The 23,529-nt window shown below is 59.5% G+C and carries 28 protein-coding genes; 13 read left to right on the top strand and 15 right to left on the bottom strand.

From position 1 onward, the window contains the following. Positions 1 to 10 precede the first annotated feature (10 nt). The gene (locus tag ACHFGA_RS07675; protein WP_018581183.1) at positions 11 to 274 is read left to right on the top strand and encodes an HPr family phosphocarrier protein; all 264 of its coding nucleotides are present in this window, start codon (positions 11 to 13) and stop codon (positions 272 to 274) included. 55 nt (positions 275 to 329) lie between these two features. Here ACHFGA_RS07675 and ACHFGA_RS07670 read toward each other — a convergent pair whose 3' ends face one another. Further along, a complete protein-coding gene (locus ACHFGA_RS07670) occupies positions 330 to 1,628 on the bottom strand; it encodes a uracil-xanthine permease family protein (RefSeq protein WP_018581182.1) in 1,299 nt (432 codons plus the stop codon). A 74-nt stretch (positions 1,629 to 1,702) separates the two neighbouring features. Then, positions 1,703 to 3,229, bottom strand: coding sequence for a GTPase HflX (hflX, locus tag ACHFGA_RS07665; RefSeq protein ID WP_394281814.1), 1,527 nt, complete (start codon positions 3,227 to 3,229; stop codon positions 1,703 to 1,705). Between the two features lie 112 nt (positions 3,230 to 3,341). Here hflX and ACHFGA_RS07660 point away from each other — a divergent pair, with 112 nt between their 5' ends. Beyond that, the gene (locus tag ACHFGA_RS07660; protein WP_018581180.1) at positions 3,342 to 4,076 is read left to right on the top strand and encodes a hypothetical protein; all 735 of its coding nucleotides are present in this window, start codon (positions 3,342 to 3,344) and stop codon (positions 4,074 to 4,076) included. 7 nt (positions 4,077 to 4,083) lie between these two features. Continuing rightward, positions 4,084 to 4,593, top strand: coding sequence for a hypothetical protein (locus tag ACHFGA_RS07655; protein WP_394281813.1), 510 nt, complete (start codon positions 4,084 to 4,086; stop codon positions 4,591 to 4,593). 12 nt (positions 4,594 to 4,605) lie between these two features. Here the strand turns inward: ACHFGA_RS07655 and miaA are convergent, their stop codons facing one another. After that, positions 4,606 to 5,511 (bottom strand): tRNA (adenosine(37)-N6)-dimethylallyltransferase MiaA, encoded by a 906-nt coding sequence (miaA, locus tag ACHFGA_RS07650; protein ID WP_018581178.1) that lies wholly within the window; start codon positions 5,509 to 5,511, stop codon positions 4,606 to 4,608. After that, on the bottom strand, positions 5,508 to 6,113 hold the full coding sequence (locus ACHFGA_RS07645; protein ID WP_394281812.1) for a hypothetical protein: 606 nt from the start codon (positions 6,111 to 6,113) through the stop codon (positions 5,508 to 5,510). Before ACHFGA_RS07645 ends, miaA begins: the two co-directional genes overlap by 4 nt. Before the next feature lie 156 nt (positions 6,114 to 6,269). Between ACHFGA_RS07645 and ACHFGA_RS07640 the strand changes: the two genes are divergently transcribed. Both ACHFGA_RS07640 and ACHFGA_RS07635 read left to right on the top strand, forming a co-directional pair. Next, on the top strand, positions 6,270 to 7,649 hold the full coding sequence (locus ACHFGA_RS07640) for a DUF349 domain-containing protein (protein WP_394281811.1): 1,380 nt from the start codon (positions 6,270 to 6,272) through the stop codon (positions 7,647 to 7,649). A 6-nt stretch (positions 7,650 to 7,655) separates the two neighbouring features. Beyond that, entirely contained in the window at positions 7,656 to 8,756 is a 1,101-nt protein-coding gene (locus ACHFGA_RS07635) for an N-acetyltransferase (protein ID WP_394281810.1), read from the top strand. Here the strand turns inward: ACHFGA_RS07635 and ACHFGA_RS07630 are convergent. Together ACHFGA_RS07630 and miaB are read right to left on the bottom strand one after the other, a co-directional pair. Continuing rightward, positions 8,753 to 9,403 (bottom strand): hypothetical protein, encoded by a 651-nt coding sequence (locus ACHFGA_RS07630; RefSeq protein WP_394281809.1) that lies wholly within the window; start codon positions 9,401 to 9,403, stop codon positions 8,753 to 8,755. The two genes, ACHFGA_RS07635 and ACHFGA_RS07630, sit on opposite strands and share 4 nt — an antisense overlap. 95 nt (positions 9,404 to 9,498) lie before the next feature. After that, positions 9,499 to 11,025, bottom strand: a complete 1,527-nt coding sequence (miaB, locus tag ACHFGA_RS07625; RefSeq protein ID WP_394281808.1) for a tRNA (N6-isopentenyl adenosine(37)-C2)-methylthiotransferase MiaB — start codon at positions 11,023 to 11,025, stop codon at positions 9,499 to 9,501. A gap of 189 nt (positions 11,026 to 11,214) precedes the next feature. On the opposite strand from miaB, the gene gluA reads away from it, so the two are divergent. The 4 genes from gluA to ACHFGA_RS07605 are packed head-to-tail and all read left to right on the top strand — an operon-like array spanning position 11,215 to position 14,501. Further along, on the top strand, positions 11,215 to 11,943 hold the full coding sequence (gluA, locus tag ACHFGA_RS07620) for a glutamate ABC transporter ATP-binding protein GluA (RefSeq protein WP_394281840.1): 729 nt from the start codon (positions 11,215 to 11,217) through the stop codon (positions 11,941 to 11,943). Positions 11,944 to 11,967: 24 nt separating this feature from the next. Further along, positions 11,968 to 12,843: a glutamate ABC transporter substrate-binding protein gene (locus ACHFGA_RS07615; RefSeq protein WP_394281807.1), complete on the top strand. Its 876-nt coding sequence runs from the start codon at positions 11,968 to 11,970 to the stop codon at positions 12,841 to 12,843. A gap of 33 nt (positions 12,844 to 12,876) precedes the next feature. Further along, the gene (gene gluC, locus ACHFGA_RS07610; RefSeq protein WP_394281806.1) at positions 12,877 to 13,563 is read left to right on the top strand and encodes a glutamate ABC transporter permease GluC; all 687 of its coding nucleotides are present in this window, start codon (positions 12,877 to 12,879) and stop codon (positions 13,561 to 13,563) included. Further along, a complete protein-coding gene (locus ACHFGA_RS07605; RefSeq protein WP_394281805.1) occupies positions 13,563 to 14,501 on the top strand; it encodes an amino acid ABC transporter permease in 939 nt (312 codons plus the stop codon). The genes gluC and ACHFGA_RS07605 overlap by 1 nt, the downstream gene beginning before the upstream one ends. Positions 14,502 to 14,521: 20 nt before the next feature. Here the strand turns inward: ACHFGA_RS07605 and recX are convergent, their stop codons facing one another. The 3 genes from recX to ACHFGA_RS07590 all read right to left on the bottom strand — a co-directional run bounded on the left by recX (position 14,522) and on the right by ACHFGA_RS07590 (position 16,708). After that, a complete protein-coding gene (gene recX, locus ACHFGA_RS07600) occupies positions 14,522 to 15,115 on the bottom strand; it encodes a recombination regulator RecX (RefSeq protein ID WP_394281804.1) in 594 nt (197 codons plus the stop codon). Further along, a complete protein-coding gene (gene recA / locus ACHFGA_RS07595) occupies positions 15,115 to 16,260 on the bottom strand; it encodes a recombinase RecA (RefSeq protein ID WP_394281803.1) in 1,146 nt (381 codons plus the stop codon). The genes recX and recA overlap by 1 nt, the downstream gene beginning before the upstream one ends. Before the next feature lie 202 nt (positions 16,261 to 16,462). Next, complete coding sequence (locus ACHFGA_RS07590; protein WP_394281802.1) at positions 16,463 to 16,708, bottom strand: DUF3046 domain-containing protein; 246 nt, start codon at positions 16,706 to 16,708, stop codon at positions 16,463 to 16,465. Between the two features lie 96 nt (positions 16,709 to 16,804). Here ACHFGA_RS07590 and ACHFGA_RS07585 point away from each other — a divergent pair, with 96 nt between their 5' ends. From ACHFGA_RS07585 to ACHFGA_RS07575, 3 genes are read left to right on the top strand one after another with little or no spacing between them, the layout of a single operon-like run. Next, complete coding sequence (locus ACHFGA_RS07585) at positions 16,805 to 17,380, top strand: biotin transporter BioY (RefSeq protein ID WP_394281801.1); 576 nt, start codon at positions 16,805 to 16,807, stop codon at positions 17,378 to 17,380. Positions 17,381 to 17,392: 12 nt separating this feature from the next. Beyond that, positions 17,393 to 18,082, top strand: coding sequence for an energy-coupling factor ABC transporter ATP-binding protein (locus tag ACHFGA_RS07580; RefSeq protein WP_394281800.1), 690 nt, complete (start codon positions 17,393 to 17,395; stop codon positions 18,080 to 18,082). Continuing rightward, on the top strand, positions 18,079 to 18,693 hold the full coding sequence (locus tag ACHFGA_RS07575) for an energy-coupling factor transporter transmembrane component T family protein (RefSeq protein WP_394281799.1): 615 nt from the start codon (positions 18,079 to 18,081) through the stop codon (positions 18,691 to 18,693). Before ACHFGA_RS07580 ends, ACHFGA_RS07575 begins: the two co-directional genes overlap by 4 nt. A gap of 5 nt (positions 18,694 to 18,698) precedes the next feature. Here ACHFGA_RS07575 and ACHFGA_RS07570 read toward each other — a convergent pair whose 3' ends face one another. The 4 genes from ACHFGA_RS07570 to pgsA form a co-directional block, all read right to left on the bottom strand. Continuing rightward, positions 18,699 to 19,544: a PspA/IM30 family protein gene (locus ACHFGA_RS07570; protein ID WP_394281798.1), complete on the bottom strand. Its 846-nt coding sequence runs from the start codon at positions 19,542 to 19,544 to the stop codon at positions 18,699 to 18,701. An 83-nt stretch (positions 19,545 to 19,627) separates the two neighbouring features. Beyond that, positions 19,628 to 19,981, bottom strand: a complete 354-nt coding sequence (locus ACHFGA_RS07565) for a helix-turn-helix domain-containing protein (RefSeq protein WP_026254278.1) — start codon at positions 19,979 to 19,981, stop codon at positions 19,628 to 19,630. Positions 19,982 to 20,032: 51 nt separating this feature from the next. Then, positions 20,033 to 20,584, bottom strand: coding sequence for a CinA family protein (locus ACHFGA_RS07560; RefSeq protein ID WP_394281797.1), 552 nt, complete (start codon positions 20,582 to 20,584; stop codon positions 20,033 to 20,035). Then, a complete protein-coding gene (pgsA, locus tag ACHFGA_RS07555) occupies positions 20,577 to 21,143 on the bottom strand; it encodes a CDP-diacylglycerol--glycerol-3-phosphate 3-phosphatidyltransferase (RefSeq protein ID WP_394281796.1) in 567 nt (188 codons plus the stop codon). The genes ACHFGA_RS07560 and pgsA overlap by 8 nt, the downstream gene beginning before the upstream one ends. A 78-nt stretch (positions 21,144 to 21,221) precedes the next feature. Between pgsA and ACHFGA_RS07550 the strand changes: the two genes are divergently transcribed. Beyond that, complete coding sequence (locus ACHFGA_RS07550; RefSeq protein WP_394281795.1) at positions 21,222 to 21,518, top strand: YciI family protein; 297 nt, start codon at positions 21,222 to 21,224, stop codon at positions 21,516 to 21,518. 83 nt (positions 21,519 to 21,601) lie between these two features. Here the strand turns inward: ACHFGA_RS07550 and ACHFGA_RS07545 are convergent, their stop codons facing one another. Together ACHFGA_RS07545 and ACHFGA_RS07540 are read right to left on the bottom strand one after the other, a co-directional pair. Then, positions 21,602 to 22,771, bottom strand: a complete 1,170-nt coding sequence (locus ACHFGA_RS07545; protein ID WP_394281794.1) for a TerC family protein — start codon at positions 22,769 to 22,771, stop codon at positions 21,602 to 21,604. Between the two features lie 183 nt (positions 22,772 to 22,954). Continuing rightward, positions 22,955 to 23,461 (bottom strand): DinB family protein, encoded by a 507-nt coding sequence (locus tag ACHFGA_RS07540; RefSeq protein ID WP_394281793.1) that lies wholly within the window; start codon positions 23,459 to 23,461, stop codon positions 22,955 to 22,957. Between the last annotated feature and the right edge of the window lie 68 nt (positions 23,462 to 23,529).

Here is a 23,529-nt window from a genome sequence, read left to right as displayed (position 1 = left end):
AATTATTCTCATGGCATCCAAAACCGTAAAGGTTGGTTCTTCGGTCGGGCTGCACGCCCGCCCCGCCACCGTAATCGCTGAGGCAGCTGGCGAGTATGACGACGAGATCTTGATCGTCCTCGCTTCCGATGAGGACGAAGAGGCGGATGCCGCGTCCTCGCTGATGATCATGGCCCTTGGCGCTGAGCAGGGCGATGAGGTCATCGTCTCCTCCGACAACGAGGAAGCCGTCAACAAGATCGCTGCACTAATTGAGTCGGACCTCGACGCTTAAGGTCCACGCTTAACGACGACCACCTGGCTTTCCTAGGTGGTCGTTTTCTTGTGTGCTAGAACCGGGCGTGCTGCTGGCCTTCGCCCAGGGTGGTGTAAGCCCACTTCATGATTGGGTACACAACGATGATGCCCACCGAACCCAAGGCGATGCCCTCCAGCGGTACCCCACCAATGGTCAACGACAGGTTGCCGATGCCCACGACCATCGCCACTGCTGCAGCAGTCAGGTTGACGGGGTTATTGAAGTTGACGTTATTGTCCTGCCAGATGCGCACGCCGAGCATGCCGATCAGCCCGTACAGCACCAGACAGGCCCCGCCCAATACGCCGGCGGGAATGGTGAAGATCAGCGCACCGAACTTCGGAATGAACGCCAGCGCGATAGCGAAAATGGCAGCCACCCAGTACGCAGCGGTGGAATACACACGCGTTGCGGCCATCACGCCAATATTTTCGGCATAGGTCGTGGTACCGGAGCCGCCGAAACCACCGGCCAAGGTCGTGGCAATGCCGTCGCCGATCAGGGCATCGCCGGCCAGATCATCGAGGTCAGCCTTCGTCATCTCGGAGACGGCCTTGACGTGGCCGACGTTTTCTGCGATCAGCACGACGATCACCGGCAGAGTGACAAGCACCGCCGGCACGGCCACAGCGGGGTCAAAGTTGGGGGTGTGGAAGGTCGGCAACCCGATCCACGGCGCCTGGGCAATAGTCTCAGCGGCATCGTCGGCAAGGTTGCCGGTCAGCGCCGCGAAGACCCAGCCGACGACCACGCCGATCAGGATGGCCAAGCGGGTGGCCATGCCGCGCATTGCCACGGTAAAGACGATGATGGTTACGAGGGTAACGGCCGCAACCAGCGGCTGGGTCTCTACATTGGACACCGCCGTGGGCGCTAGGTTAAACCCGATCAACGCCACGATGGCGCCTGTGACCGCGGGAGGCATGACAGCATCGATGACGCGCTTACCTGCGGCTTTCACGATGAAGCCAACGATGATCAGCGCGATGCCGGTGAAGAATACACCGGTGATCTGCGCTTCAATACCGTACTGCGCCGACGCGCTCAGCGGCGCAATGAAGGCGAACGACGAGCCCAGGTAGGAGGGCAGCCGGTTCCTGGTGATTAAGAGGAAGATGATCGTGCCCAGGCCGGAGAACAGCAGCGTCGTGTTGACAGGAAAACCTGTCAGGGTTGGCACCAACAAGGTGGCACCGAACATCGCAACTACGTGTTGCATGCCGATGCCGATGGTGCGTGGCCAGTTCAGCCGCTCGTTGGGGGCAACTACTGCCCCTGGAAGAATTTTCTTACCGTCGCCGTGGAGGTCCCAGCCCAATTTATTAGTCACGAATCTTCATTATTGCCCTTCAGGCGGGAAATCAAGAATTGTGTGACTATATGGGGGTGCGCTGGGCCCGCAGGTTAATCGTCGGATTCCTCGTCGACCACAAACTCCGCGTACTGCTCCGCCAGAACATGGGGCAGGCGCACGTCGATAAGCGTTCCCTCCGCCTGATGCTCTTCGGAACGCACCGTGCCCTCGTCGTGTACGTGCGAGACAACATCGCCGCGGGTATAGGGCACGAGCAGCTCAACATGCCGGTCCAGCGTGTTCAGAAACTGTTCGATGCGCGCTTCCAGCTCGTCGATGCCCTCGCGCGTAAGTGCAGAGACAAACACGACGTTGTGTGTGTCTGCTAGGGCGTGACGCACCTCCGCCAGGGTCAAGGGATCAGCCTGATCGATCTTGTTGACCACGATGATCTCCGGTGGCGCCTGCTCGCCCGTGTCCCGGACGATATCCGAGATCACGGTGTTGACCGCATCGATCTGCTTCAGCGGGAATGGATCAGAGCCGTCCACCACGTGCAACATCAAATCCGCGTTGAGGACCTCCTCCAAGGTGGACTTAAACGCCTCGATCAGCTGCGTGGGCAGGTGCCGGACAAAACCGACGGTGTCGGTGATGACGATGGAGCGGCCATCGGCAAGCTCCGCCTTACGCGTGGCAGGGTCCAGGGTTGCGAACAGTGCGTCTTCCACCAGCACGCCCGCGTCTGTCATCGCGTTGATCAGCGAAGACTTGCCCGCGTTCGTGTAGCCCGCGATCGCGATCTGCGGCAAAGTGGATGCTTGTCGACGAGAACGCTTCACCTCGCGCGAGGTTTTCATCGACACCAGTTCCTTGCGGATCTTCGCCATGTCCGTGCGCAGGCGGCGACGATCGGCCTCAATCCGCGTCTCACCGGGGCCGCGCAAACCCACGCCACCATTGGAACCGGCACGACCACCCGCCTGGCGCGACAGGTTGCCGCCCCAACCACGGGTGCGGGTGTACAGGTACTGCATCTGCGCCAGCGAGACCTGCGCTTTACCCTCCTTGGACTGCGCGTGCTGCGCAAAGATGTCCAAGATCAACATGGTGCGGTCAATCACCTTGGTATTTAGCGCTTCCTCCAGCGCGACCAGCTGCCCGGGCGAGAGCTCGCCGTCGAAGACCACGGTATCTGCGCCCGTGGCCTCCACGATCTGGCGCAGGTCCTTCACCTTGCCGGAGCCGATGAAGGTGCTCGGGTCCGGCTTGTCGCGCTTCTGGTATAGCATTTCGACGACTTCAGCGCCCGCCGTTTCGGTCAGCGCCGCAAGTTCGGCCATGTTGGCTTCCACTTCCGCGGTTGTGCCCTCGGTCCACACCCCCACCAAGACGACTTGCTCCAGGCGGAGTTTGCGGTACTCCACCTCGTAGATGTCCTCGGCGTCGCGTGAGCGGACAGAGTCTGAGCGCTCCACTCGTCGGAAAGCATTACGGGCCTCCAGGTCCAGTTCACCGACGGTCGGCGCGTCCGTATCTACTGCGCTGCCTGCTGCGCTCGGCTGCGGCTGATTGTCGCGGAACGCTTGAGCAAGAAGTTCGTCGTGTGTCTGGTTCTCATTCGGCACTTGGTTCATTCAATCCTTAATGTAGGTCAACGTAAATATCGGTGCGATAGCTCTTCCTTACTTTAACCAATACCTGCCCAGTTCTATTCCTTGGCGCTGCTTGGCGGTAGAGTAATCCGGTATGAGTAGTGACCTGAAAAGCATCGGCCTGAAGTACCCGAAATGGCAAGATGCCGTCGAAGCAGCGATTGCAACAAATAACCTGGCAGTCACCGGCGAAGTCCGCGGCGGTCAGCTGATCCAGTTCAACGATGGGTCAGGTGCACAGATCAACATTCTGGCGGTCGAGCCCTTCGCCACCTACGCAGGTTTTGACTCCACCACCCGCACCAACGCGCACGTGACCATGCTCAACGATGTTGTGGCGTTCTGCGAAATTCTGGACCCCTTCGGCAATGTCATCGCCAATGTAACGGTGAACCTTGCACAAGGCCCGCTCATCGCGGACGAGGATACTCAGCAATGGCAGGAGCTTGGCGTGACAGCTCTGGCGATTGAGGCGCAGACCTACGCCACCGCCGAGGAGTTCTTGTCGACGACCGGCCGGGACCTCGGCGTGATCGAATCCCCAGGGGCGCAGGCCGTCGCCGATGGCAACGGTGCCGTCGCACCTGATGCCGCGGCGCTGTTCTCCGCGCGCGTCTTGGAAGCGGAGTACCGCAACAATCAGCTGACGGGGCAGCGCTTCATCCATGCCTCAGTAGATGGGGCCTTCCCCTTCGACGTCTGTCTGCCAGATGGTGACCTGCCGCAGCGCGATAACGTGATCGCTGGTTCTGCATTGCTTACCGGTTCGCTCATCGCACCTGCCGGGTGTGGTGGCTGCGGTGGCAGCTGCGGATGCGGCGGGCACTAAAACAGTTATGGGACCTGGGGATAATCGACGTGGGCTGACCAGCATTATTGCGCTGGCGGCCCTCGTTTTGGTGATCTCTCGGTTCAACCTTGCCATCACCGTGATGGTCATCATCGCGGTGGCCATCTGGTTTTTCTGGCCCCGGCGCGATACCCCTGAGGTGGCGTCGCTGCGCACCTCCTTGGCTATTTCGCGAGCGGACATCACCGATATCTTGGATGCTTACGACACTTTCCTACACGGCACCGATACGGAGTCGATTGCTGATCGCACGCTCTACTACCCCGCTTTGGCGCAGCCTAATGCGGATGAGCCGGCGATCGAGGAGTTTCAGCTGCGGGCCAGCTCTGCGCGCAGGTTTGTTTCGCGTATCGACGCCCACTTGGCCGATCCGTCTTTGACGAGGGCGACATTGGAAAGGCTGCTGGCGGTCACCGATGAGCGCGCGGCTGAGCTGGCGATGTCCTGGCACGATGCTCGCCGCGCCGCCCGCCGACTGGGCCCCGGCAACAAATAGACCCGCTGCGGGTCACTGCAGCGCGCTGAGCGCCTCACCTGTGACATCATCGCCGGCTGCGTCCAGCCATGTGATGCGCTTATCCCGGTTGAACCAGGAGCGTTGGCGGCGCACATAACGTCGCGTACCTGTGACGGTGCGTTCCACGGCTTCCTCGTGGCTGAGCTCACCGGCAAACATATCTAGTACCTGCGCATATCCGATGGCGCGTCCAGCGGTGGAGTGTGCGACGAGGCCGTGGTCGTCGACAAGCGTGCGGACCTCGTCGATAAGCCCATGCTCAAACATCTGATGCGTGCGCTTCTCGATGCGCGGGTTCAACCACTCAGATTGCGTGCGCAGGCCAAGCAGACGGGTGCCCCACCGCGGAGGTGCGTCCTTGGGTGGTTGGGAGGCCTTGTAAGGCTTGCCGGTGAGTTGGATGACCTCCAAGGCACGGACGGTACGCCGCGGATCTTTGTCTTCGATGATGGCTGCGGCCTCTGGGTCGATCGCGGCGAGCTCCGCGTGTAGATTATCGATCCCGATGTCTTCCAGACGTGCCTGGTAGGTCGCGCGCACCGCTGGGTCCGTGGGCGGAAACTCCCAGGCGTCCACGAGCGATTGGACATACAACATGGACCCTCCGACCAAGATCGGGGTGACGCCACGCTCAAGAAGGCTATCGACGGTGCGCACCGCACGTTGCTGGAAGTCCGCCACCGAAGCGGTCTGGGTGACCTCCCAGATGTCCAAGAGGTGGTGCGGGATGCCCTCACGTTCCTCCACGGGCAGTTTGGCGGTGCCGATATCCATACCGCGGTAAAGCTGCATGGAATCTACGTTGATCACCTCGCCGCCCAGTTCGTGTGCCAGCGTGATACCTAGAGCCGATTTTCCTGAGGCAGTTGGCCCCACCACAGCGATTGGGGTTGTCATGCCTGCACCTCCCATAAAGCCACATACCGTCCGACACCTAAGGTGTCATCCACATCCAGTAATTCTGCGTGAGTAGGGCGCAGTTGTACCAATTGCAGCCACAAGTCGGGCTCGATCACACCTGCCTGGGTCAAAGACTCTGCGTCTAACTGCACGGTGAGATCGCCGCCCAACAGCCGCGTCAGCTCATCGTGTGCCTGTGCCGCGCCCTCGACCAGCGCCAGCGGTGCCCGTGGTGTGAGCCCTGCCGGACCATCAAGTACCAGCACCGTCAACGCCTCCGAGTTCAGGGGCGTCAGCTCGGTGCGAAACGTGGTGCGCGCGTCAGCGCGAGAACCAAGCAGGTAGCGGGCAACAAGCTCGGCCAAATTGGTGCCGTGGCCAACGCGTACTTGTGGGGCGCCCCAGGCCGCGAAAGACCCAACATGCTGCGTTGCCCACCGCGGGTCCCCGCTGCCGATGATCTCACAGGGGCGATCGTCGATAAGCGAAAGCGCCTGCGCGACCGACTGGCGCAACCTGTGGCTGGCGGGATCAGCTGGGGCGAGCTCGCGCACGAGCGCGGGGCTGCCGGGTACGACAAGCAGATTTGGGGTGTTCACGCTTCTACCCTAGCCAGGCACCCTCGCCAGGGTTATAACTAAAGCCGGATTCCGGTTGATATTTGCTGACATTGACATGCATCTAACGGTATGTTTAATAGACATACTTCCCGGCAGCCGTGTCGCGCGGCGAGAGACCAGAAAAGGACGCATCCCATGACTACACCGTCGACTCCTTCCCCACAGCCTTCTGACAAGCCCGGCACCAAGGCTCCCTCACCAGCGGCGATGGCGAAGCGCGGCCCGAAGCCAGGTCCTCGCCCGGGTGCAGGAACGCACCGTCCTACCCCATCCCAGGTCCCGGTCACTGCGCCAGAGCCAACCGATCCCACGAAGTTTGGGCGTATCGACGATGACGGCACCGTCTACGTCACCCAAGGTGGCACCGAGCGCGCCATCGGGTCCTGGCAGGCCGGCACGCGCGAGGAAGGCTTGGCGCACTACGGCAGGCTTTTCGACGATCTTGCCACCGAAGTGGAGCTGCTCGAAGCGCGCCTAGTGGCACATCCTGACGATGCCGCATCCATTCGCGAGTCCGCAGAACACCTTCGTTCGGGCCTCGGTGAGCAGGCTGTGATCGGCGACCTGGATGCTTTGGATAAGCGTCTGGGGGCCATTATTGAGCATTCCGACGAGGCCGGCGAGAAGGCGAAGGAGGCCAAGGCGCAGCGCCGGGCTGCTGCCATCGCGCGCAAGGAAGAGTTAGCCGCTGAAGCTGAAGAGATCGCTGAAAACTCGACCGAGTGGAAGGCCGCGGGTGACCGGATCCGCGCGATCCTAGAGGAATGGAAGACGATTCGCGGCATCGACCGCAAGACGGATGACCAGCTGTGGAAGCGTTACTCGCGCGCCCGTGACGCTTTCAACCGCCGCCGTGGCTCCCACTTTGCTGAGTTGGACCGCACCCGTGCTACCGCTAAGAAGAAGAAGGAAGAGCTTGTTGAGCGCGCTGAGGCCCTGCAGAACTCGACCGATTGGAATGAAACCGCACGCGCCTACCGCGACCTGATGAGCGAGTGGAAGGCCGCCGGCCGCGCACCACGCGGTGACGATGACAAACTGTGGGCCAAGTTCCGCGCAGCCCAGGACCACTTCTTTGATGCGCGCAACGCAGTCAACGACGAGCGCGACCGCGAATTCGAAGCCAACGCGGCGGCGAAGGACAAGCTGCTGGCCGAATACGACCCGCTGATCGATCCTGCCAACGGGCTCGAGCAGGCCAAGAACAAACTGCGCGAGCTGCAGGAGAAGTGGGAAGAGATCGGCTACGTACCGCGCGGCCAGGTGCGCGAGTACGAGGACAAGATCTCCGCTGTGGAAAAGCGCGTGAGCGATGCTGAGGAGTCTCGCTGGCGCCGCACCGACCCGGAGGCGCAGGCCCGTGTGGACCAATTCCAGTCCAAGGCCGATGATCTACAGCAGCAGGCAGAGCAGGCGGCGGCAGCCGGGAGAGACAAGAAGGCCGCAGAGCTGCGCGAACAAGCGCAGCAGTGGCAGGAGTTCGCCGACGTGGCCGCCAAGGCTATCGACGAGTAAGCCACCTTGTTGTACCCCGTAGTTCTCGCCCGCCCTGTCCCTGGGGCGGGCGGCGACCTTTCGCCCTCCGAAGCTGTCAGCGCCTACGCTTTCTCCTCCACGCTGTCCATTCAAGACATCACAGGAGATCCGACGTCCGGCACCTCTGCTTCGCGTCTGGTTACCCGCTTACAAGGCTCCGCCGAATCGGACGCCGTTTTGCTGGCTTTATGTGCCTCGCCCCCGGGCCCGCGCCCCACAGGCCGTTTTGGGCTGCCCGAAGTTCCGTCGTCCGGCGATGCGGGCGAGCCCTTAGACTATGTGGCGTGGGTGATGGTGTCCCTGCCATTGTTGGAAGATCTTCGTGTACTTGAGGCGCACATTACGTTTGATTCCTCGATCGCTCCCCTGCCCGGTGAGCATTGGGATTCTGAGGCACGCGAAGCATGGCAGTCGGCGCTGGATCTCGTCGACACGCTCGCTGCCGACACCGCGCGCCCAATTCGCCAACTGTGGATCACCCACGCGCCCGACCAACCAGGGCCGGAAGTCCCCGGCTATCAGCGCGCCTACCTCGAATACCAGGCGAAGCTGGACTTAGAGGCGGCCGCGGGCCAGGCTGGTCCACACGGTGCCGATGTACAGCTGGCCTATGACATGAATTTCGACGAAGCCGTACGGGACCCTATGTCTGACATGTACCGGTTAGCCTCCGAGAACTTGCCGCGTGGCAGTCTGATCATGGACACCATTCAATGGACCCCGCTGAGGATCTCCCAGGCGTCGGGGCGGCTTGCCGACAAACAGGGCGAGCAGATCAGCGCATATCTCACCGACCCTACCGACCCCACCACCGTGGTCGCTTTTAGTGAGGTCACCAGATTCGCTGGTGCAGAATCCAGCGTGGTCGAGCTCGGGGCAACGTATGTGCGTGAGCAGTGGCGGGGCAAGGGACGTGCCCGAGCCGTCATGATGAGCGCGATTAGCCACGCACAACTGCGTTGGCCCGAGACCCGCGTGGGTTATACCTCGTATCCTTCCGGAGTCCCCGAAATCGCCTCACTCAACGCAGTGCTTCACGACGAGGTCATCTCAGCAACGACCGCCTGGCAGAAAGTGGAAAACTAGAGCCCTTGGCGGCGGTGACGCTCCGCTGCTTTCGCGCGGCGATCGTCGACAAGCGCTGCAGGCACCTCGCCCGTTTCCTCTGCCGCGCGACTGGAGGCGGAGCGCTGGGCCATGCCTACCTCATCGGTGTCATCGACTGAGCGGCGCTGGCGAGCAATCTCCTGTTGCTCCGGACTGCGGCGCGTGGCCAGCGCGATGCACACGACTTCCGCGACGACTACCGCGGCGATCGCCAGGTATAGCCCGAAGGCTGTCGTGTACCCCTCGGATGTCTGGCGGAGCCACACTGCAAGCAGCGCTTCGATCAGCGCGATCGTCGTCAAGGCCCACGTCAGCAGGAATGGGGTGGATTTGCGGGTGATCACGGTGATCAGCCCACACACGACGACGCCGAGGGTGCCCACCCAGACAAAGACGTTCTCGGTGATCTTGACATCCCCGCGCGAGGCTTCAGTGAATGCCAAAACCTCCAACCCGGAGTGCCCACCGGTAAATGGCAGCAGCAGCGCGATGACGAATAGGGCAATGCATCCAGCGAGCACCCAGCGCAGGTTGCCCATCTCCATCACATCGGCAACCTTGCGTTCCTGCTTCGCCAAAGCTTCAGCCGTGGTGCGGTTGTGCTGTCCTTCAGGTGCGTTGGTCACAGAGTTTGCGCCTCAATTCACGAATGTCTCTAGTACTAGTGGGCCATTCTATCGCACAGCACGCACTGGCCGTATTCCGCGGAGCCGGTGCCGGTTTAGCAGCATCCCGACGATGGCGCGGGCGTGGTGGGTTTGCCGACCGTGGGAAATCCCAGCCCAACGCCGATCGGTGCGGTCGTCGGCACTGCTCCTGCTGCGTGGTTGTCGCCTGCTTTCGTGCGACGATGGCTAATGATTCCCGCATCCGCGATCAGGAAGTAGGACTTCGCGTTGGTCACCTCAACTTCCACGATGTCGCCTGGGCGAATCGAGCCTGCGGAGTCGATATTGCCTTCGACTGCGAAATGCACCAGCCGGCCGTCACGAGCACGTCCGGACATCCGGTGGGTTGCGTCGTTCTTGCGCCCGTCTTCCTGCACGAGCAGTTCGACGCGCGTGCCGACGAGCGCCTGGTTGTCTTCTAAGCAGATGGAATCTTGCAGCGCCACGAGGCGCTCGAAGCGTTCCTGCACGACGTGCTTGGGGATTTGGTTCTCCATCTCCGCAGCGGGCGTGCCGGGGCGCGGTGAATACTGGAAGGTATATGCGCTGGTAAACCGAGCCCGGCGCACAACCTCGAGAGTCTCCTGGAAATCCTCTTCAGTCTCCCCCGGGAACCCGACGATGATATCCGTGGTAATCGAAGCGTGCGGGATTTTCTCACGCACCTCATCGAGGATGCCCAAGAACTTCTTCGAGCGGTAGCTGCGCCGCATATCTTTCAGCACCTTGTCGGAACCGGACTGCAAAGGCATGTGCAACTGCGGGCAGACGTTCGGTGTTTCCGCCATCGCATCGATCACATCGGAGGTAAATTCCGCCGGGTGCGGGGAGGTAAAGCGCACGCGCTCGAGACCCTCAATATCACCGCAGGCGCGCAGCAGCTTGGAAAAGGCGCTGCGGTCCCGCTCCATGTCGGGGTCCGCAAAGTTCACACCATAGGCGTTGACGTTTTGGCCTAGCAGCGTGACCTCAGAGACCCCCTGGTCCACCAGGGCTTGAACTTCCGCCAGGATCTCCCCTGGGCGGCGATCGATCTCTTTGCCGCGCAGACTCGGCACGATGCAGAAAGTACAGGTGTTATTGCACCCGACAGAGATGGATACCCAACCCGCGTAGGCGGATTCACGCTTCGCCGGCAGCACCGAGGGGAAAGCCTCGAGCGATTCAACGATCTCTACCTGCGCTTCATCGTTGTGGCGAGCGCGCTCTAGCAGCGCAGGCAGGGCAGAAATATTGTGGGTACCGAAAACCGCATCGACCCACGGGGCCTTTTCGACGACGGTGTCACGATCTTTTTGAGCCAAACATCCGCCCACGGCGATCTGCATCCCAGGATGAGCAGCCTTCGTGTTCTTCAGCTGGCCGAGGGAACCGTAGAGCCGCTTGTCCGCGTTCTCGCGGACCGCGCAGGTGTTGAAGACGACGAGGTCAGGTTCCTCCCCTTCGCCTGCTGCCGTGTAGCCAGATTCCTCAAGCATGCCGGCAAGCCGTTCCGAATCGTGGACATTCATCTGGCACCCGAAGGTGCGGACTTCATACGTTCGGTTTTCCTGTACTTTTTCGCTGAACACGTTGGGCATTCTAGCGCCCCTCAGCGGACGCACCTAATACGAGAGGCTACCCCCGACCCACGTGGCTTTTTGATGATTTCCTCTACCCTCTCTGACCTTTTCGGTCCGATTTGTTTCCATCGCTTAAGTGATCCAGTAAACATATTGTTCATGACGCAGAACACAATACGGCCAGATGATGGCGCAGGACACACACCGATGGTTCGGATGCACGGCGTGCAGAAATACTTTGATGACTTCCACGCGCTGAAAAATATCAACCTTGACGTCCCCCGCGGGCAGGTCGTCGTCGTGCTTGGCCCATCTGGATCGGGTAAGTCCACCCTGTGTCGTACGATCAACCGCCTCGAAACCATCGAGGACGGGGTCATCGAAATCGATGGCCACCCCCTTCCCGAAGAAGGCAAGCAGCTTGCCAATCTCCGCGCGGACGTGGGAATGGTCTTCCAGCAGTTCAACCTGTTCCCACACCTGACCATCAAAGACAACGTCACCCTCGGCCCACGCAAGGTACGCAAGTCTTCGAAAGCCGATGCGGACAAGCGCGCGATGGAACTCCTCGACCGCGTCGGCATCGCCAACCAGGCAGAAAAGTACCCCGCCCAGCTTTCCGGCGGGCAGCAGCAGCGCGTCGCGATCGCGCGAGCACTGGCCATGGATCCCAAGTTGATGCTTTTCGACGAACCCACCTCCGCTCTCGATCCAGAGATGGTCGGTGAGGTACTCGATGTCATGGCCAAACTCGCCGAAGGCGGCATGACGATGATGGTGGTCACCCATGAGATGGGCTTCGCAAGAAAAGCAGCCGACCGCATCCTCTTCATGGCTGATGGCGAAATTGTGGAAGATACCGACCCAGAATCCTTCTTCACCAACCCATCATCCGATCGCGCTCGAGACTTCCTCGGAAAAATCTTGCCCCACTAACACACCCCCATAAAGGAGAAAACAATGAAACGTGCAATCCGCACCCTGGCACTTATTGCCACCATGTCCGCCACCGTAGCCGGCCTTGCTGCCTGTGGCTCTGACTCCGAAGGAGACGGAGCAGGGCTGCTGGCGGCCATCGAATCTGGCCAGGTAACCATCGGCACCAAGTACGACCAGCCCGGCCTCGGCCTGCGCGAACCCGACGGTTCCATGACCGGCTTCGATGTGGACGTAGCCACCTACGTGGTGAACTCCATCGCAGAGGACAACGGCTGGGAGGCACCCACCATCGAGTGGCGCGAAACCCCATCAGCACAGCGCGAAACCCTGATCCAAAACGGTGAGGTGGACATGATCGCTGCGACCTACTCCATCAACGCTTCGCGTGCAGAGTCCGTCTCCTTCGGTGGCCCCTACACCTTGACCCACCAAGCGCTCCTTGTGAAGGCCGATAACTCCGATATCGACGGGCTGGAGGCATTGGACGGAAAGATCCTCTGCTCGGTCACCGGCTCCACCCCAGCGCAAAAGGTGAAGGACGAGCTTCCAGGTGTGCAGCTCCAGGAGTATGACACCTACTCGTCATGTGTCGAAGCCTTGCGCCAAGGAAATGTCGATGCCATGACCACCGACGCATCCATCCTGGGTGGCTACTCGGCCCAGTCCCCGGGCGATTTCAAACTGGTCGCGCTTGAAAAAGACGGCGCGGAGTTCACCAACGAACACTACGGCATCGGCGTCACCAAGGATGACCAGGCAGCAGTTGATGCCGTCAATGCTGCACTGCAGGCGATGTACGACGACGGCTCTTTCGACACATTCGTCAACGACAACCTTGACGGCGGCGAAGGCGTCGAACAGGACAAGCCAGGCGACTTGTCTTTCCTCGAGCAGTAATGACTGACTATCCCTTAGAAAGGTAGAACGCGCATGGACGCATTATGGGCTGATCTTCTGCCAGATCTTTGGCCCGCCTTCTGGACCACAATCAAGCTGACAATCTACTCAGCGATCGGGTCCATGATTCTCGGCACCATCTTGACCGCCATGCGCGTCTCTCCGGTCGGTGTACTGCGCAATATTGCCAGTTTCTATATCAACACGGTGCGCAATACTCCCCTGACGCTGGTCATCCTGTTTTGTTCTTTCGGCTTGTACCAAAATTTGGGTCTGGAACTGGCCAGCCGTGAGTCTTCAACGTTTTTGGCTGACCAGAACTTCCGCCTCGCAGTGCTTGGTTTCATCCTCTACACGTCCTGCTTCGTGGCAGAGTCCCTGCGCAGCGGCATCAACACTGTTGACTTTGGGCAAGCAGAGGCAGCACGATCTCTCGGTCTGAATTTCGGGCAAATCTTCTCGTTAATCATTTTTCCGCAGGCGACTCGGGCCGCCATCGTGCCCCTCGGCAACACCTTGATCGCCTTGACAAAGAACACCACGATCGCCTCTGTTATCGGGGTGGCGGAAGCATCCTTGCTGATGAAGTCCACCATCGAGTTCCACGCCAACCAGCTATTCATCATCTTCGGCGTATTTGCCCTCGGCTTCATCATTCTCACTCTTCCCATGGGACTAGCCCTTGGAAAGCTCTCTGACCGTCTGGCGGTGAAGAAATAATGTCTGTACGCGCAACAGTTCTTTACGACGCACCAGGGCCTCAAGGCCGGCGCATCAATCGGATCCTCACCGCGATCACCCTGGTCATTCTCGCCCTGGTTCTCTGGTGGGTCCTATCCAAACTGGCCGAAAACGGTCAGCTGGAAAAGAACAAGTGGCTGCCCTTCCTCCAGGCCAACACGTGGACCACCTACCTACTGCCGGGGCTGTGGGGCACAATCAAAGCCGCGGTGTTCAGCATCATCTTGGCGTCTATTTTCGGTGTTGTCTTTGGCCTGGGAAGGCTGTCCGAGAACCGCGCGGTGCGCTGGATCTGCGGGATCGTGGTGGAGTTTTTCCGAGCGATACCTGTCCTGCTGCTAATGATCTTCGCGTATCAGCTTTTCGCAGTCTACAACCTGACCAATCCGCGACAGCTCGCCTTCTCCGCCGTGGTGTTCGCTTTGACCCTGTACAACGGGTCGGTTATCGCGGAAATTCTGCGCGCAGGCATCAGGTCCCTGCCGAAGGGACAGACTGAGGCCGCTCGCGCCCTGGGTATGTCTCACCGGCAGACCGTGTGGACAATCCTGCTGCCGCAGTCCGTGGCTGCGATGCTGCCGGCGTTGATCGCCCAGATGGTGATCGCGTTGAAGGACTCTGCCCTAGGCTACCAGATCGGCTATGTGGAGATCGTGCGCTCCGGTATCCAGTCGGCCTCGGCGAACCAGAACTTCCTCGCGTCCCTGGCTGTGGTGGCCATCGTGATGATCCTGATCAACTGGTCACTGTCCGAATTGGCGGTGCGCATTGAGCGCCAGCTGCGTGCAGGCAGGGCCCGTCGCAATATCTTTGCTCGGGTCCCCGAGGCCAAGGACCAAGGCATCGACACCAAGGACAATGTCAACGTCGACTGGCGTGCACCAGGCTATCGACGATTGGACACACCCGACGAATAACCTCTATCAGAGCGAGGTCGTTAGGACAGCTCGTCGATACGCTGGTCCAAGACCTGCTTCGAGATGCTGAAGCTCATCCCGCTGGGGAAACCCCGGCGGGCTAGCGCACCCACGATACGGCGTAAAACTTTGTCATACTCGGCGCGGTCGGCGGGTGCCGATCTGACGGAGCGCGCCTTCTTTTCGGCGATGCCGTGGGCAATCTCATACTCATCGTCTTCAGACAGTTGAGATACTGCCTCGGCCCGCACGGCGGCTGCCACGCCTTTCTCTTTCAACTCCATGTCGAGTGCACGCGAGGATTTCCCTCGGCGTGTCGCGCGTTGGCGCACCCACTCGTTGGCAAACGCCTGGTCGTTGAGCAGCCCGGTTCTTTCGAATTCGTCGCACACCTCGTCGATAAGCTCAGGCGCGAATTCGGCTTTGATCAACCGCTCGCGCAGCTCATGGCGGGAGCGCGCCCGCTGGTCAAGCAGGCCGAGGGCCCGTTTACGCACGGGTGCCAGCGCCTCTTCGGCTGCACGATCGAACAGGCCGGGTGAGGTGCCGGATTCATACTCCTCGATCGCCGCTTGGAGGCGTGCCAGTTTCTCCGGGTCGGGTGAAGCGGACACTACTTGTCGGCGCCCTCAGTATCTGCTCCTGCGGTTGCCAGAGCATCATCGTCTTCATCGTCAAAGTCGATATTCGGCACCATGTCGACCGGCTCGTCAGTCAGTTCATCGTCGGCATTGGCGAACTCGCCCACGCCGAGCTTCTGGAAAATCTTGCGTTCGATCTCGTCGGCAAGATCTGGGTTCTCTTTCAGGTTCATACGGGACTTTTCCTTGCCCTGACCCAATTGGTCGCCCTCGTAGGTGAACCAGGAACCGGACTTCTTCACGATGCCTTGCTCAACACCCATGTCGATGATGGACGACTCACGGGAGATGCCTTCGCCGTACATAATGTCGAACTCAGCGATCTTGAATGGTGGCGAGACTTTGTTCTTCACAATCTTCATCCTGGTGCGGTTACCGATGGCATCCTGGCCCTCCTTCAGGGTCTGGATGCGACGCACGTCCGCACGTACCGAGGAGTAGAACTTCAGCGCCTTACCACCAGTGGTGGTCTCTGGGGACCCGAACATCACACCGATCTTCTCACGCAGCTGGTTAATAAAGATCGCGGTGGTACCGGTGTTGTATAAAGCGCCGGTCATCTTGCGCAGCGCCTGCGACATCAAGCGAGCCTGCAGACCCACGTGGGAGTCACCCATCTCGCCTTCGATTTCCGCCTTCGGCGTCAGGGCAGCGACCGAGTCAATCACAACCATGTCGATGGCGCCGGAGCGCACCAGCATGTCCGCGATCTCTAACGCCTGCTCACCGGTGTCCGGCTGAGAAACCAGCAGGTTGTCGGTGTCAACACCCAGCTTCCTGGCATAGTCAGGGTCAAGCGCGTGCTCCGCGTCGATGAAGGCTGCGATTCCGCCGGCGCGCTGTGCCTCTGCAATCGCGTGAAGCGCGACGGTGGTCTTACCCGAAGACTCTGGGCCATAAATCTCGACGATGCGTCCCCGTGGCCACCCACCGATACCCAGCGCGACATCGATGGCCGTGTTGCCCGAGGAAATCGACTGAATCGGAGGGCGGTTATCATCGCCCAATCGCATAATGGCGCCCTTACCGAAGTCCTTTTCAATCATCGACATCGCGGCGTCGAGCGCTTTTTGCCGATCGCCCGCTCCGGAAGCTGCAGTCTTTTTCTTTGTAGCCATTTCGTGAATCCTCGTTTCGTTGTCTTAGTTTCAGGGTTATCACGGGGTGCCCACCGATGGTGTCCCCATGTACTTCTTTAGACTCTCGCAGAAGCAGTTTGGTTCCCCGTATGTGATGAATTCACTATACGAAGTGCTCCCGACACAGCTTCGAACATACACGCACAACTGTTCGAAAGGTAGTTTTGTTGCCGCGTGTTGTCTACCAAAACCGCAGCGGAGGTTCATTGGGCTCTTCGCCTGGCCGGTCCACGCCGAGCCGCCGCTCCTCCGGCACATCAAAATCATCACATAGCCCGAGCCACGCGCGCCGCGGATCCATCCCGCCCTCAATCAATTCTTCGGCCGTACCCCCAAGGGCAGAGATCACGTGGGAGTGCACAATCCACTCCCCTTGCGCGGAGCCAAACTCGTCCTCGATGAGCTGGTGAAATTCGGTCAAACGCATGCGCCCCAATATACGCGACTCAGGCGCCGACAAAAATTAGGAATATATTTGCCCATCTCTCATCGATTGGCAACTATTTTCGTTATAGTTCTTCGCATGGCAAAATCATCACGATCCGCCGCGATGGACATCGCGTATATCGCCGTCTTCGCAGCCCTCATTATTGTTTTGGCGTTCGTGGCCATTCCTGTAGGTACCGCCGGTGTTCCCATTGTGTTGCAAAACGCTGCATGCATTCTGGCCGGTCTTATCTTGGGTTCGCGCCGCGGCTTCCTCTCTGTCCTCTTATTCCTCGTTCTTGGCCTTGTCGGTCTCCCAGTCTTGGCCGGCGGGCGCACCACGCTCGCCGCCCTTGCTGGCCCCTCGGCCGGTTACCTCCTCGGTTACGTAATTTCCGCTCTCCTAGCCGGCCTCATCGCCTACAGCGCGCTGCGGACCAGCAAGAACATGGGATACCGCATCGGCATGTTCATCCTCGCCGGCGTCGTCGGCCTGCTCACCCAATACGTCTTCGGCGCCATCGGCCTGATGATCATCTCTGATCTCTCCATCAGCGCTGCCGCTGCCGCACAGATTCCGTTCATCCTCCCCGACGGAGCGAAGGTCGCCGTCATGATCATCATCGCACTGGGTGTCCACCAGGCGTTCCCCGATCTGGCCCGAAAGAACTAAGCTAAAGCAATCGTGCCAACAATCCACTTCGATCACGCGCATGTCGCTTTTGATGACGCCGTCATATTAAGCGACATTTCGCTCACTCTCACAGAACGCCGCATCGGCATCATCGGCGCCAACGGATCAGGAAAATCGACCTTAGCCAGGCTAATCAACGGGCTCATCGAACCGACCTCCGGGCGCGTGCTTTACGACGATCACTCCACCACTGATCACGGTAAAAGTATCCGCACTCAAGTCGGCTTCGTCTTCTCGGACGCAGAATCACAAATCGTCATGCCACGTGTTGCTGACGATATCGCTTTTTCCCTGCGCAAATCATCCTTTTCGAAGCAGGAACGCCGAGAGCGTGTCGACGACATGCTGAACCGCTTTGGCCTCGAGGAGCTTGCGGATAACTCACCCCACACGCTCTCCGGCGGTGAGAAGCAACTCTTAGCGCTCGCGGCTGTCCTGGTCATGGAACCGCGCACGATTATCGCCGACGAACCAACAACATTGCTCGATTTGCGTAACCGCCACAGAATCGCCCGTGAATTCGCGCAGTTAGAGCAACAGCTGATCGTCGTCACGCACGATCTTGAACTGGTCGACGATTTCGAGCGCGTGCTTGTCATCGACGACGGCGCCGTCACCTTTGATGGCCCGGCGCCGGATGCGATTAGTTTTTATACCGACTTAATGGATGCGCGCCCATGATCAGAAGCGTGCCGATGGGCGTTTATGTCCCCGGTTCCACTGTGCTGCATTGCCTCCCCGCATGGAGCAAAATGCTGGGGCTGATCGTTTTTGTGATTTCCACGACGGTCTTCGCAAATACTGTCGCCACGGCGTGCGTGGCGCTGGCCATTGTCGCGGTGGGCTACTTAGTTGCGCGCATCCCGTGGCGGACCGCTGCAAGCCAAACGCTTCCCGTGCTGCCACTATTGCTCTTTCTTGCAGCGTTCCAGGTCTGGCAAAACACGTGGGCGGATGGCTTAAGCCTGCTGATCAGTCTTTTTTCCTGCGTGGCTGCAGCGTCGCTTTTGACGCTGACCACAACGATCGCTGAACTGATGGAGTCTCTCGAAAGAGCACTTCGTCCGCTTGGGCGACTGGGGCTTCCTGTGGACACCATCAGCCTGTCTTTAAGTTTGACGATCCGGCTGATCCCCCTGATGCTCGACACCGTCAACGAAGTGATGCAGGCCCGTCAGGCCCGCGGGGCTGGGATGAGTTTGCGGGCGTTCGGTACGCCGGTGCTCATCCGTTCAATTCGACGCGCACGCGCCTTGGGCGAAGCCTTGATGGCGCGTGGCGTCGTCGATTAGTTTCTTTATGCCTCGCCGCGCAGTTCGCGCATCCGCTGCTGAACGGCGTCGTTCGAAACCTCGGTGTTCGATGCCTGCGGCGCGGAGGTGTTATTGCCCTCAATCGCTGGCTTTTCCGCGGAGCCCAAGGCTTCGCCCTGCATCTCGGCACGGATCTGCTCAAGGCGCGAGTGGCCAGCCATCTGGATGCCTGCCTGCTCCACCTCAGCCATGCGGCCCTCAACGGAGTTCTGGGCCAGCTCAGCCTTGCCCAGAGCGTTGGAGTAGCGGCGCTCGATCTTGTCGCGCACCTGGTCCAAGTTCGGAGTGTTGCCGGAGGTGATGGAGTTCATGGAGTGCAGGGACTCAGATACCTTCTCCTGCATCTTGGCCTGCTCCAGCTGACTGAGCAGCTTGGAGCGCTCTGCCACCTTCTGCTGCAGCGCCATGGAATTACGCTCCACAGCGTTCTTCGCCTGCTGCGCCTGCTGGAGAGCCTGGTCGTGCAGCTGCTTGGTGTCCTCCACGGACTGTTCCGCGGTGACCAGCTGTGCTGCGAAAGCTTCGGCGGCGTTTTCGTATTCGATGGCCTTCTTTTCGTCGCCGTCTCCGCGCGCCTTGTCTGCCAACTGCAGGGCCTGGCGGGTGTTAGCCTGGAGCTTCTCAATATCACCCAGGCGACGGTTCAGCTGCATCTCCAGCTGGCGCTGGTTACCAATCACCGCTGCCGCCTGCTGCGACAGTTCCTGGTGCTGGCGCTGTGCCTCACCGATGGCTTGTTCGATCTGAACCTTTGGATCAGCGTTCTCTTCGATCTTGGAATCGAACAGCGCCATGAGGTAGTTCCACAATTTCTTGAACGGGTTAGCCATCTGGTTTAACCGACCTTTCCTGAGGGTGTTAGGGGCAGGCGTTAATCTTCGTTAACGCCTTCATAGTAGCGGAGCTTTAAGCGTCACGCTTCTGCCGCAGCCGGCGAAGTTTGTGCAAGTTCATCTGCCATCGACTGCAGGGTCATATTCGACGCTGCTTCGACCAAGACTTCAGCTACCGTCGCACCCAGGGCGTTGCACACCGAGGCTAGGAGCTCAGAAGAAACTTCCTTCTGTCCGCGCTCCAGTTCCGACAGGTAGCCTGGCGACACACTGGAACGCTGAGCAAGATCGCGCAGAGTAATTCCCTTATCCGCACGAAAAGCCCGCAGCGACAGCCCCAATGCCTCACGCAGCAAAGGTTCTGGTTGACGCGTGGTTTTCTCCACGGTCTTCATGGTTGTCGGTTTATCTAAAAGTGCTGTTGTAGTTGCCATCATGTAGTCCAACGATTCAATGCGTCGATTTGTTCCCGTTCTTGGTGACTTTTAGCTCGCGGGCTTCTGCTCGCGGATCACGCGCACCAGCATGTCTAGGCAGGCGTCGACCGCGCTGCGCCGGATGTCGGCTCGGTCCCCAGCGAGCACATGCAAGGGGGTATCACGCGTCTCGACGACCACGAATCGCGCCCGTGAAGGTTCCACAACTTCGGCCGCTGGCCACGCTGCGGTCCAATGCGGCCCAGAAACTCCGACATGGACCTCACCGACGGGATGCCCGTCCTGTGTGTCGGGACCTGCTACCCCAGTCAGTGACACGCCCCACGTGGAATCGCACGCTTTGCGCACTCCGCGGGCCATGTCACGAGCAGTTTCTTCCGCCACGGGACCGTGCGCGTCCAAGACGTTCTCGGGGACCCCGGCCAGACTGTGTTTCAGGTCGGTGGCATAAGTAACTAGACCACCGCGCAGCACAGCCGATGCCCCAGGCACCGTCGCGATTTCAGCACAGGCAGCACCGGCAGTCAGCGACTCGCACAAGCTCACGGTCTCTTTTCGAGAGCTCAACAGTGCAACGAGTTCTTCGGCCTTGCTAGCCACGGTTAGCTTTCCTTCCGTCAACCAAGTACTGGATACCGGTCACAACGGTGACGATGACCGCCGCCAGCATGACCAGGTAGCTGGGGATGTCCATCCAATCCGGCAGTGGGCACAGGTACAGCGCGACGCCTAAGGCTTGCAGCGTGGTTTTGATCTTGCCGCCTTGGGAGGCCGGCACGACTTTGCCTTGGCGCAGCAGCACCATCCGCCACACAGTAATTCCGAGTTCGCGGACCACAATCATCACGGTCATCCACACCGGCAGCGTCGACGCGATATTCAGTGTGACCAGCGCCGTAATCATCAACGCTTTATCTGCGATGGGGTCCGCGATCTTCCCGAAGTCCGTCACCAGATTTCGCGCCCTGGCAATATCGCCGTCCAGTTTATCGGTGGCCATCAGCAGAGCGAACAGGCCAAACGCCCACCACCATTGCTGCGTCAGCACCAGCCAGGCGAAGACAGGAACGAAGAGGATTCGCAGAGATGTCAACACATTAGGCAGGTTAAAGTTCGAAGGCTTCTCACCTGTCAATTGGTTGTCACTGTACTCTTTCACGCACCCCACCCTACCTGCCTGCACTCGTACAAGTTGAATCTGGCTCCGTGTCACCCCATGGCCGCTAAGATGAACCTTATGAAATACTTCGCAGTTCATTACACCTACGCCGACGAAGCCGAAGAAATCGTCGCCCTGCGCCCCAAGCACCGTGAATTCTTGGGCTCGCTGAAGGATCAGGGCAAGATGGTCGCTTCCGGCCCCTACACGGACGGCTTGGGCTCGGCGCTGATCATCATCCGTCTGGAAGACCCCGCGTCGATCGACGATGCCATCCAGCTCATGAACGATGATCCCTTCCATATTGAGAAAGCCATCGCCGCACGCACCGTGCGTGAGTGGAACCCAGTCCTGAACATTTTCGACGAGGACTAATCCAGCACATCGATCGCTTTACGACGAACGCCTGCCCCACTGTCATTCTGTTGCAGTGCGGGCAGGCGTTTTCTTTATGTTCTTTAGAGATCGTCTGGGTGTGGCTCAGGCTCTAAGTGATCCACATCGCGCGAACCGGTGGCAGTGTGGTCACCCTTTCCTGAGGTGGCCGGGTCATCGATCCACTCGATGTGGCGACCGCGGGAGTCTACCTTGCGGCGGTTGCCGTGATCGTCATAGTCGATGCGGGTCTTCGGGCCACGCTTACCGCCCTGTGCCTCATCGCGCTTGTCCTTAATCAACGACGCGACGACGGTAATCACAAGGATGCCCACAATGATCACCAGCGACCAGGTGGTTGGCACCTCTGGAACGTTCAAGTTCTCGCCACCGTTAATGAACGGCAGGTTGTTCTCGTGGAGCGCGTGGAGCAGCAACTTCACACCAATGAAGCCCAGGATCAGTGCCAAGCCGTACGGCAGGTAGACCAGGCGGTCCAGCAGGCCATCCAGCAGGAAGTACATCTGACGCAGACCCATCAGAGAGAACGCGTTGGTGGTGAACACCAGGTATGCCTCAGAGGTAATGCCGTAGATCGCAGGGATAGAGTCGAAGGCGAACATGACGTCGACCAGGCCAATGGCTACGAGAGCCACGAACAATGGGGTCAGTGCGAACTTACCGCGGTGATCCTTCGTCGTCAGCTGATCACCGTGGTACGAAGCGGTGACTGGGACGACCTTACGCAGCCACTTAACGATGGCCATATCGTTCGGATCGGTCTCCGGTTGGTCGGTGGCCTCGTCGTAAATCAACTTGATTGCGGTGTACAGCAAGAAGATAGCGAAGATGTAGAACACATCCGACCATGCGGCAATGACAGCAGCACCCAGCAGAATAAAGACCAGGCGCGCGATCAGAGCGATCACAATGCCCAGCAGCAGCACCTTCTGTTGGTATTTTCGCGGAATCTTAAAGGCTCCCATGATCAGGGCGAACACGAACAGGTTGTCTACTGAGAGGGCTTTTTCTGTCACATAGCCCGTGTAGTACTGCAGGCCATGTTCGGCATCCCAACCGAACCACACGACGAGGCCGAAGACTAACGCCAAGCCGACATAGAAAAGAGTCCAGAACCCGGACTCTTTCAGAGTCGGTTCGTGGGGAACTCTGACGTGAGAGTAGAAATCAAAAACGAAGAATCCGGCGATCACGACAAGCGTGACAACCCAGACCCATAAAGGCACAGACATAAAGGTATTAACCCTCCGGTCGCTTAGGTAGATGAATGTGACCGGAGGTCTCCCCCACCATTACCGATAGGGCTGGCCGGCTCGACCGGGGTGACTGCCTATTTTAGGTGCCACCCGTGATGACGATCGAAGCCGTAGTCGGGGTACTCCCCTCCGAATACGAACCGACTATACCTGATAACACTATTTATTGTGTGTCGCGCCGGCAAGGAAAGCCGCCTGGCCAATATGCTGCAACGAATCGACCAAAACCAGCGAAATACGGTCCTGGCGCTTCTCCGGCTTGCCATGGAATTCACCAATAATCTCATCCCACTGATGTGTTTCCAGGCTGTTCACGAAGGCGCGCAGCTGGTCCAGCCCCGCCTTGATGTAGTCCACCAACAGCGAGTGCTTCCGCACATAGATCTGCGCTGCTTCTTCCTTGGACTGCCCGAAGCCAGTGCCTTCAGCGACATCGCCCAGCCCGAACTTCTCGCGGAAACCCTGTTCCTCCCACACCGGGGTGGTGCCGGCTACAGGGGCGATCATGCCATCGAGCACACGGCCGGTGTGCCACAGGTTCCACGCCACCGAGTTCGGGTGGCCGGCAGCCTTGTAGTTGAGCTGCTTTTCGGTCAGCGCCGGGATTTTATCCAGCTGTGCCTCAGTACGGTTGATCAGATCAAGATAGGTGTTCTTAGTATCCATGCGTTCAACAATACTGAAAACGAACTGGTTTAGAAGGCGCCGCCCGAAGGATTGTAGGTGGCTTGGAC

The organism is Corynebacterium sp., assembly GCF_043426755.1.
In the GTDB taxonomy this organism is placed as follows: domain Bacteria; phylum Actinomycetota; class Actinomycetes; order Mycobacteriales; family Mycobacteriaceae; genus Corynebacterium.
Note: the sequence above shows the minus strand (reverse complement) of the source record. Positions and strands in the feature narration are given on the sequence as shown.

Bases quoted from the DNA above. Each gene is read 5' to 3' on its own strand.
- ACHFGA_RS07675 (WP_018581183.1), top strand. From the start codon at position 11: ATGGCATCCAAAACCGTAAAGGTTGGTTCTTCGGTCGGGCTGCACGCC.
- hflX (WP_394281814.1), bottom strand. From the start codon at position 3,229: ATGAACCAAGTGCCGAATGAGAACCAGACACACGACGAACTTCTTGCT.
- ACHFGA_RS07660 (WP_018581180.1), top strand. From the start codon at position 3,342: ATGAGTAGTGACCTGAAAAGCATCGGCCTGAAGTACCCGAAATGGCAA.
- ACHFGA_RS07655 (WP_394281813.1), top strand. From the start codon at position 4,084: ATGGGACCTGGGGATAATCGACGTGGGCTGACCAGCATTATTGCGCTG.
- miaA (WP_018581178.1), bottom strand. From the start codon at position 5,511: ATGACAACCCCAATCGCTGTGGTGGGGCCAACTGCCTCAGGAAAATCG.
- ACHFGA_RS07640 (WP_394281811.1), top strand. From the start codon at position 6,270: ATGACTACACCGTCGACTCCTTCCCCACAGCCTTCTGACAAGCCCGGC.
- miaB (WP_394281808.1), bottom strand. From the start codon at position 11,025: ATGCCCAACGTGTTCAGCGAAAAAGTACAGGAAAACCGAACGTATGAA.
- gluA (WP_394281840.1), top strand. From the start codon at position 11,215: ATGGTTCGGATGCACGGCGTGCAGAAATACTTTGATGACTTCCACGCG.
- ACHFGA_RS07615 (WP_394281807.1), top strand. From the start codon at position 11,968: ATGAAACGTGCAATCCGCACCCTGGCACTTATTGCCACCATGTCCGCC.
- gluC (WP_394281806.1), top strand. From the start codon at position 12,877: ATGGACGCATTATGGGCTGATCTTCTGCCAGATCTTTGGCCCGCCTTC.
- ACHFGA_RS07605 (WP_394281805.1), top strand. From the start codon at position 13,563: ATGTCTGTACGCGCAACAGTTCTTTACGACGCACCAGGGCCTCAAGGC.
- recA (WP_394281803.1), bottom strand. From the start codon at position 16,260: ATGGCTACAAAGAAAAAGACTGCAGCTTCCGGAGCGGGCGATCGGCAA.
- ACHFGA_RS07590 (WP_394281802.1), bottom strand. From the start codon at position 16,708: ATGCGTTTGACCGAATTTCACCAGCTCATCGAGGACGAGTTTGGCTCC.
- ACHFGA_RS07585 (WP_394281801.1), top strand. From the start codon at position 16,805: ATGGCAAAATCATCACGATCCGCCGCGATGGACATCGCGTATATCGCC.
- ACHFGA_RS07575 (WP_394281799.1), top strand. From the start codon at position 18,079: ATGATCAGAAGCGTGCCGATGGGCGTTTATGTCCCCGGTTCCACTGTG.
- ACHFGA_RS07570 (WP_394281798.1), bottom strand. From the start codon at position 19,544: ATGGCTAACCCGTTCAAGAAATTGTGGAACTACCTCATGGCGCTGTTC.
- ACHFGA_RS07565 (WP_026254278.1), bottom strand. From the start codon at position 19,981: ATGGCAACTACAACAGCACTTTTAGATAAACCGACAACCATGAAGACC.
- ACHFGA_RS07550 (WP_394281795.1), top strand. From the start codon at position 21,222: ATGAAATACTTCGCAGTTCATTACACCTACGCCGACGAAGCCGAAGAA.
- ACHFGA_RS07545 (WP_394281794.1), bottom strand. From the start codon at position 22,771: ATGTCTGTGCCTTTATGGGTCTGGGTTGTCACGCTTGTCGTGATCGCC.
- ACHFGA_RS07540 (WP_394281793.1), bottom strand. From the start codon at position 23,461: ATGGATACTAAGAACACCTATCTTGATCTGATCAACCGTACTGAGGCA.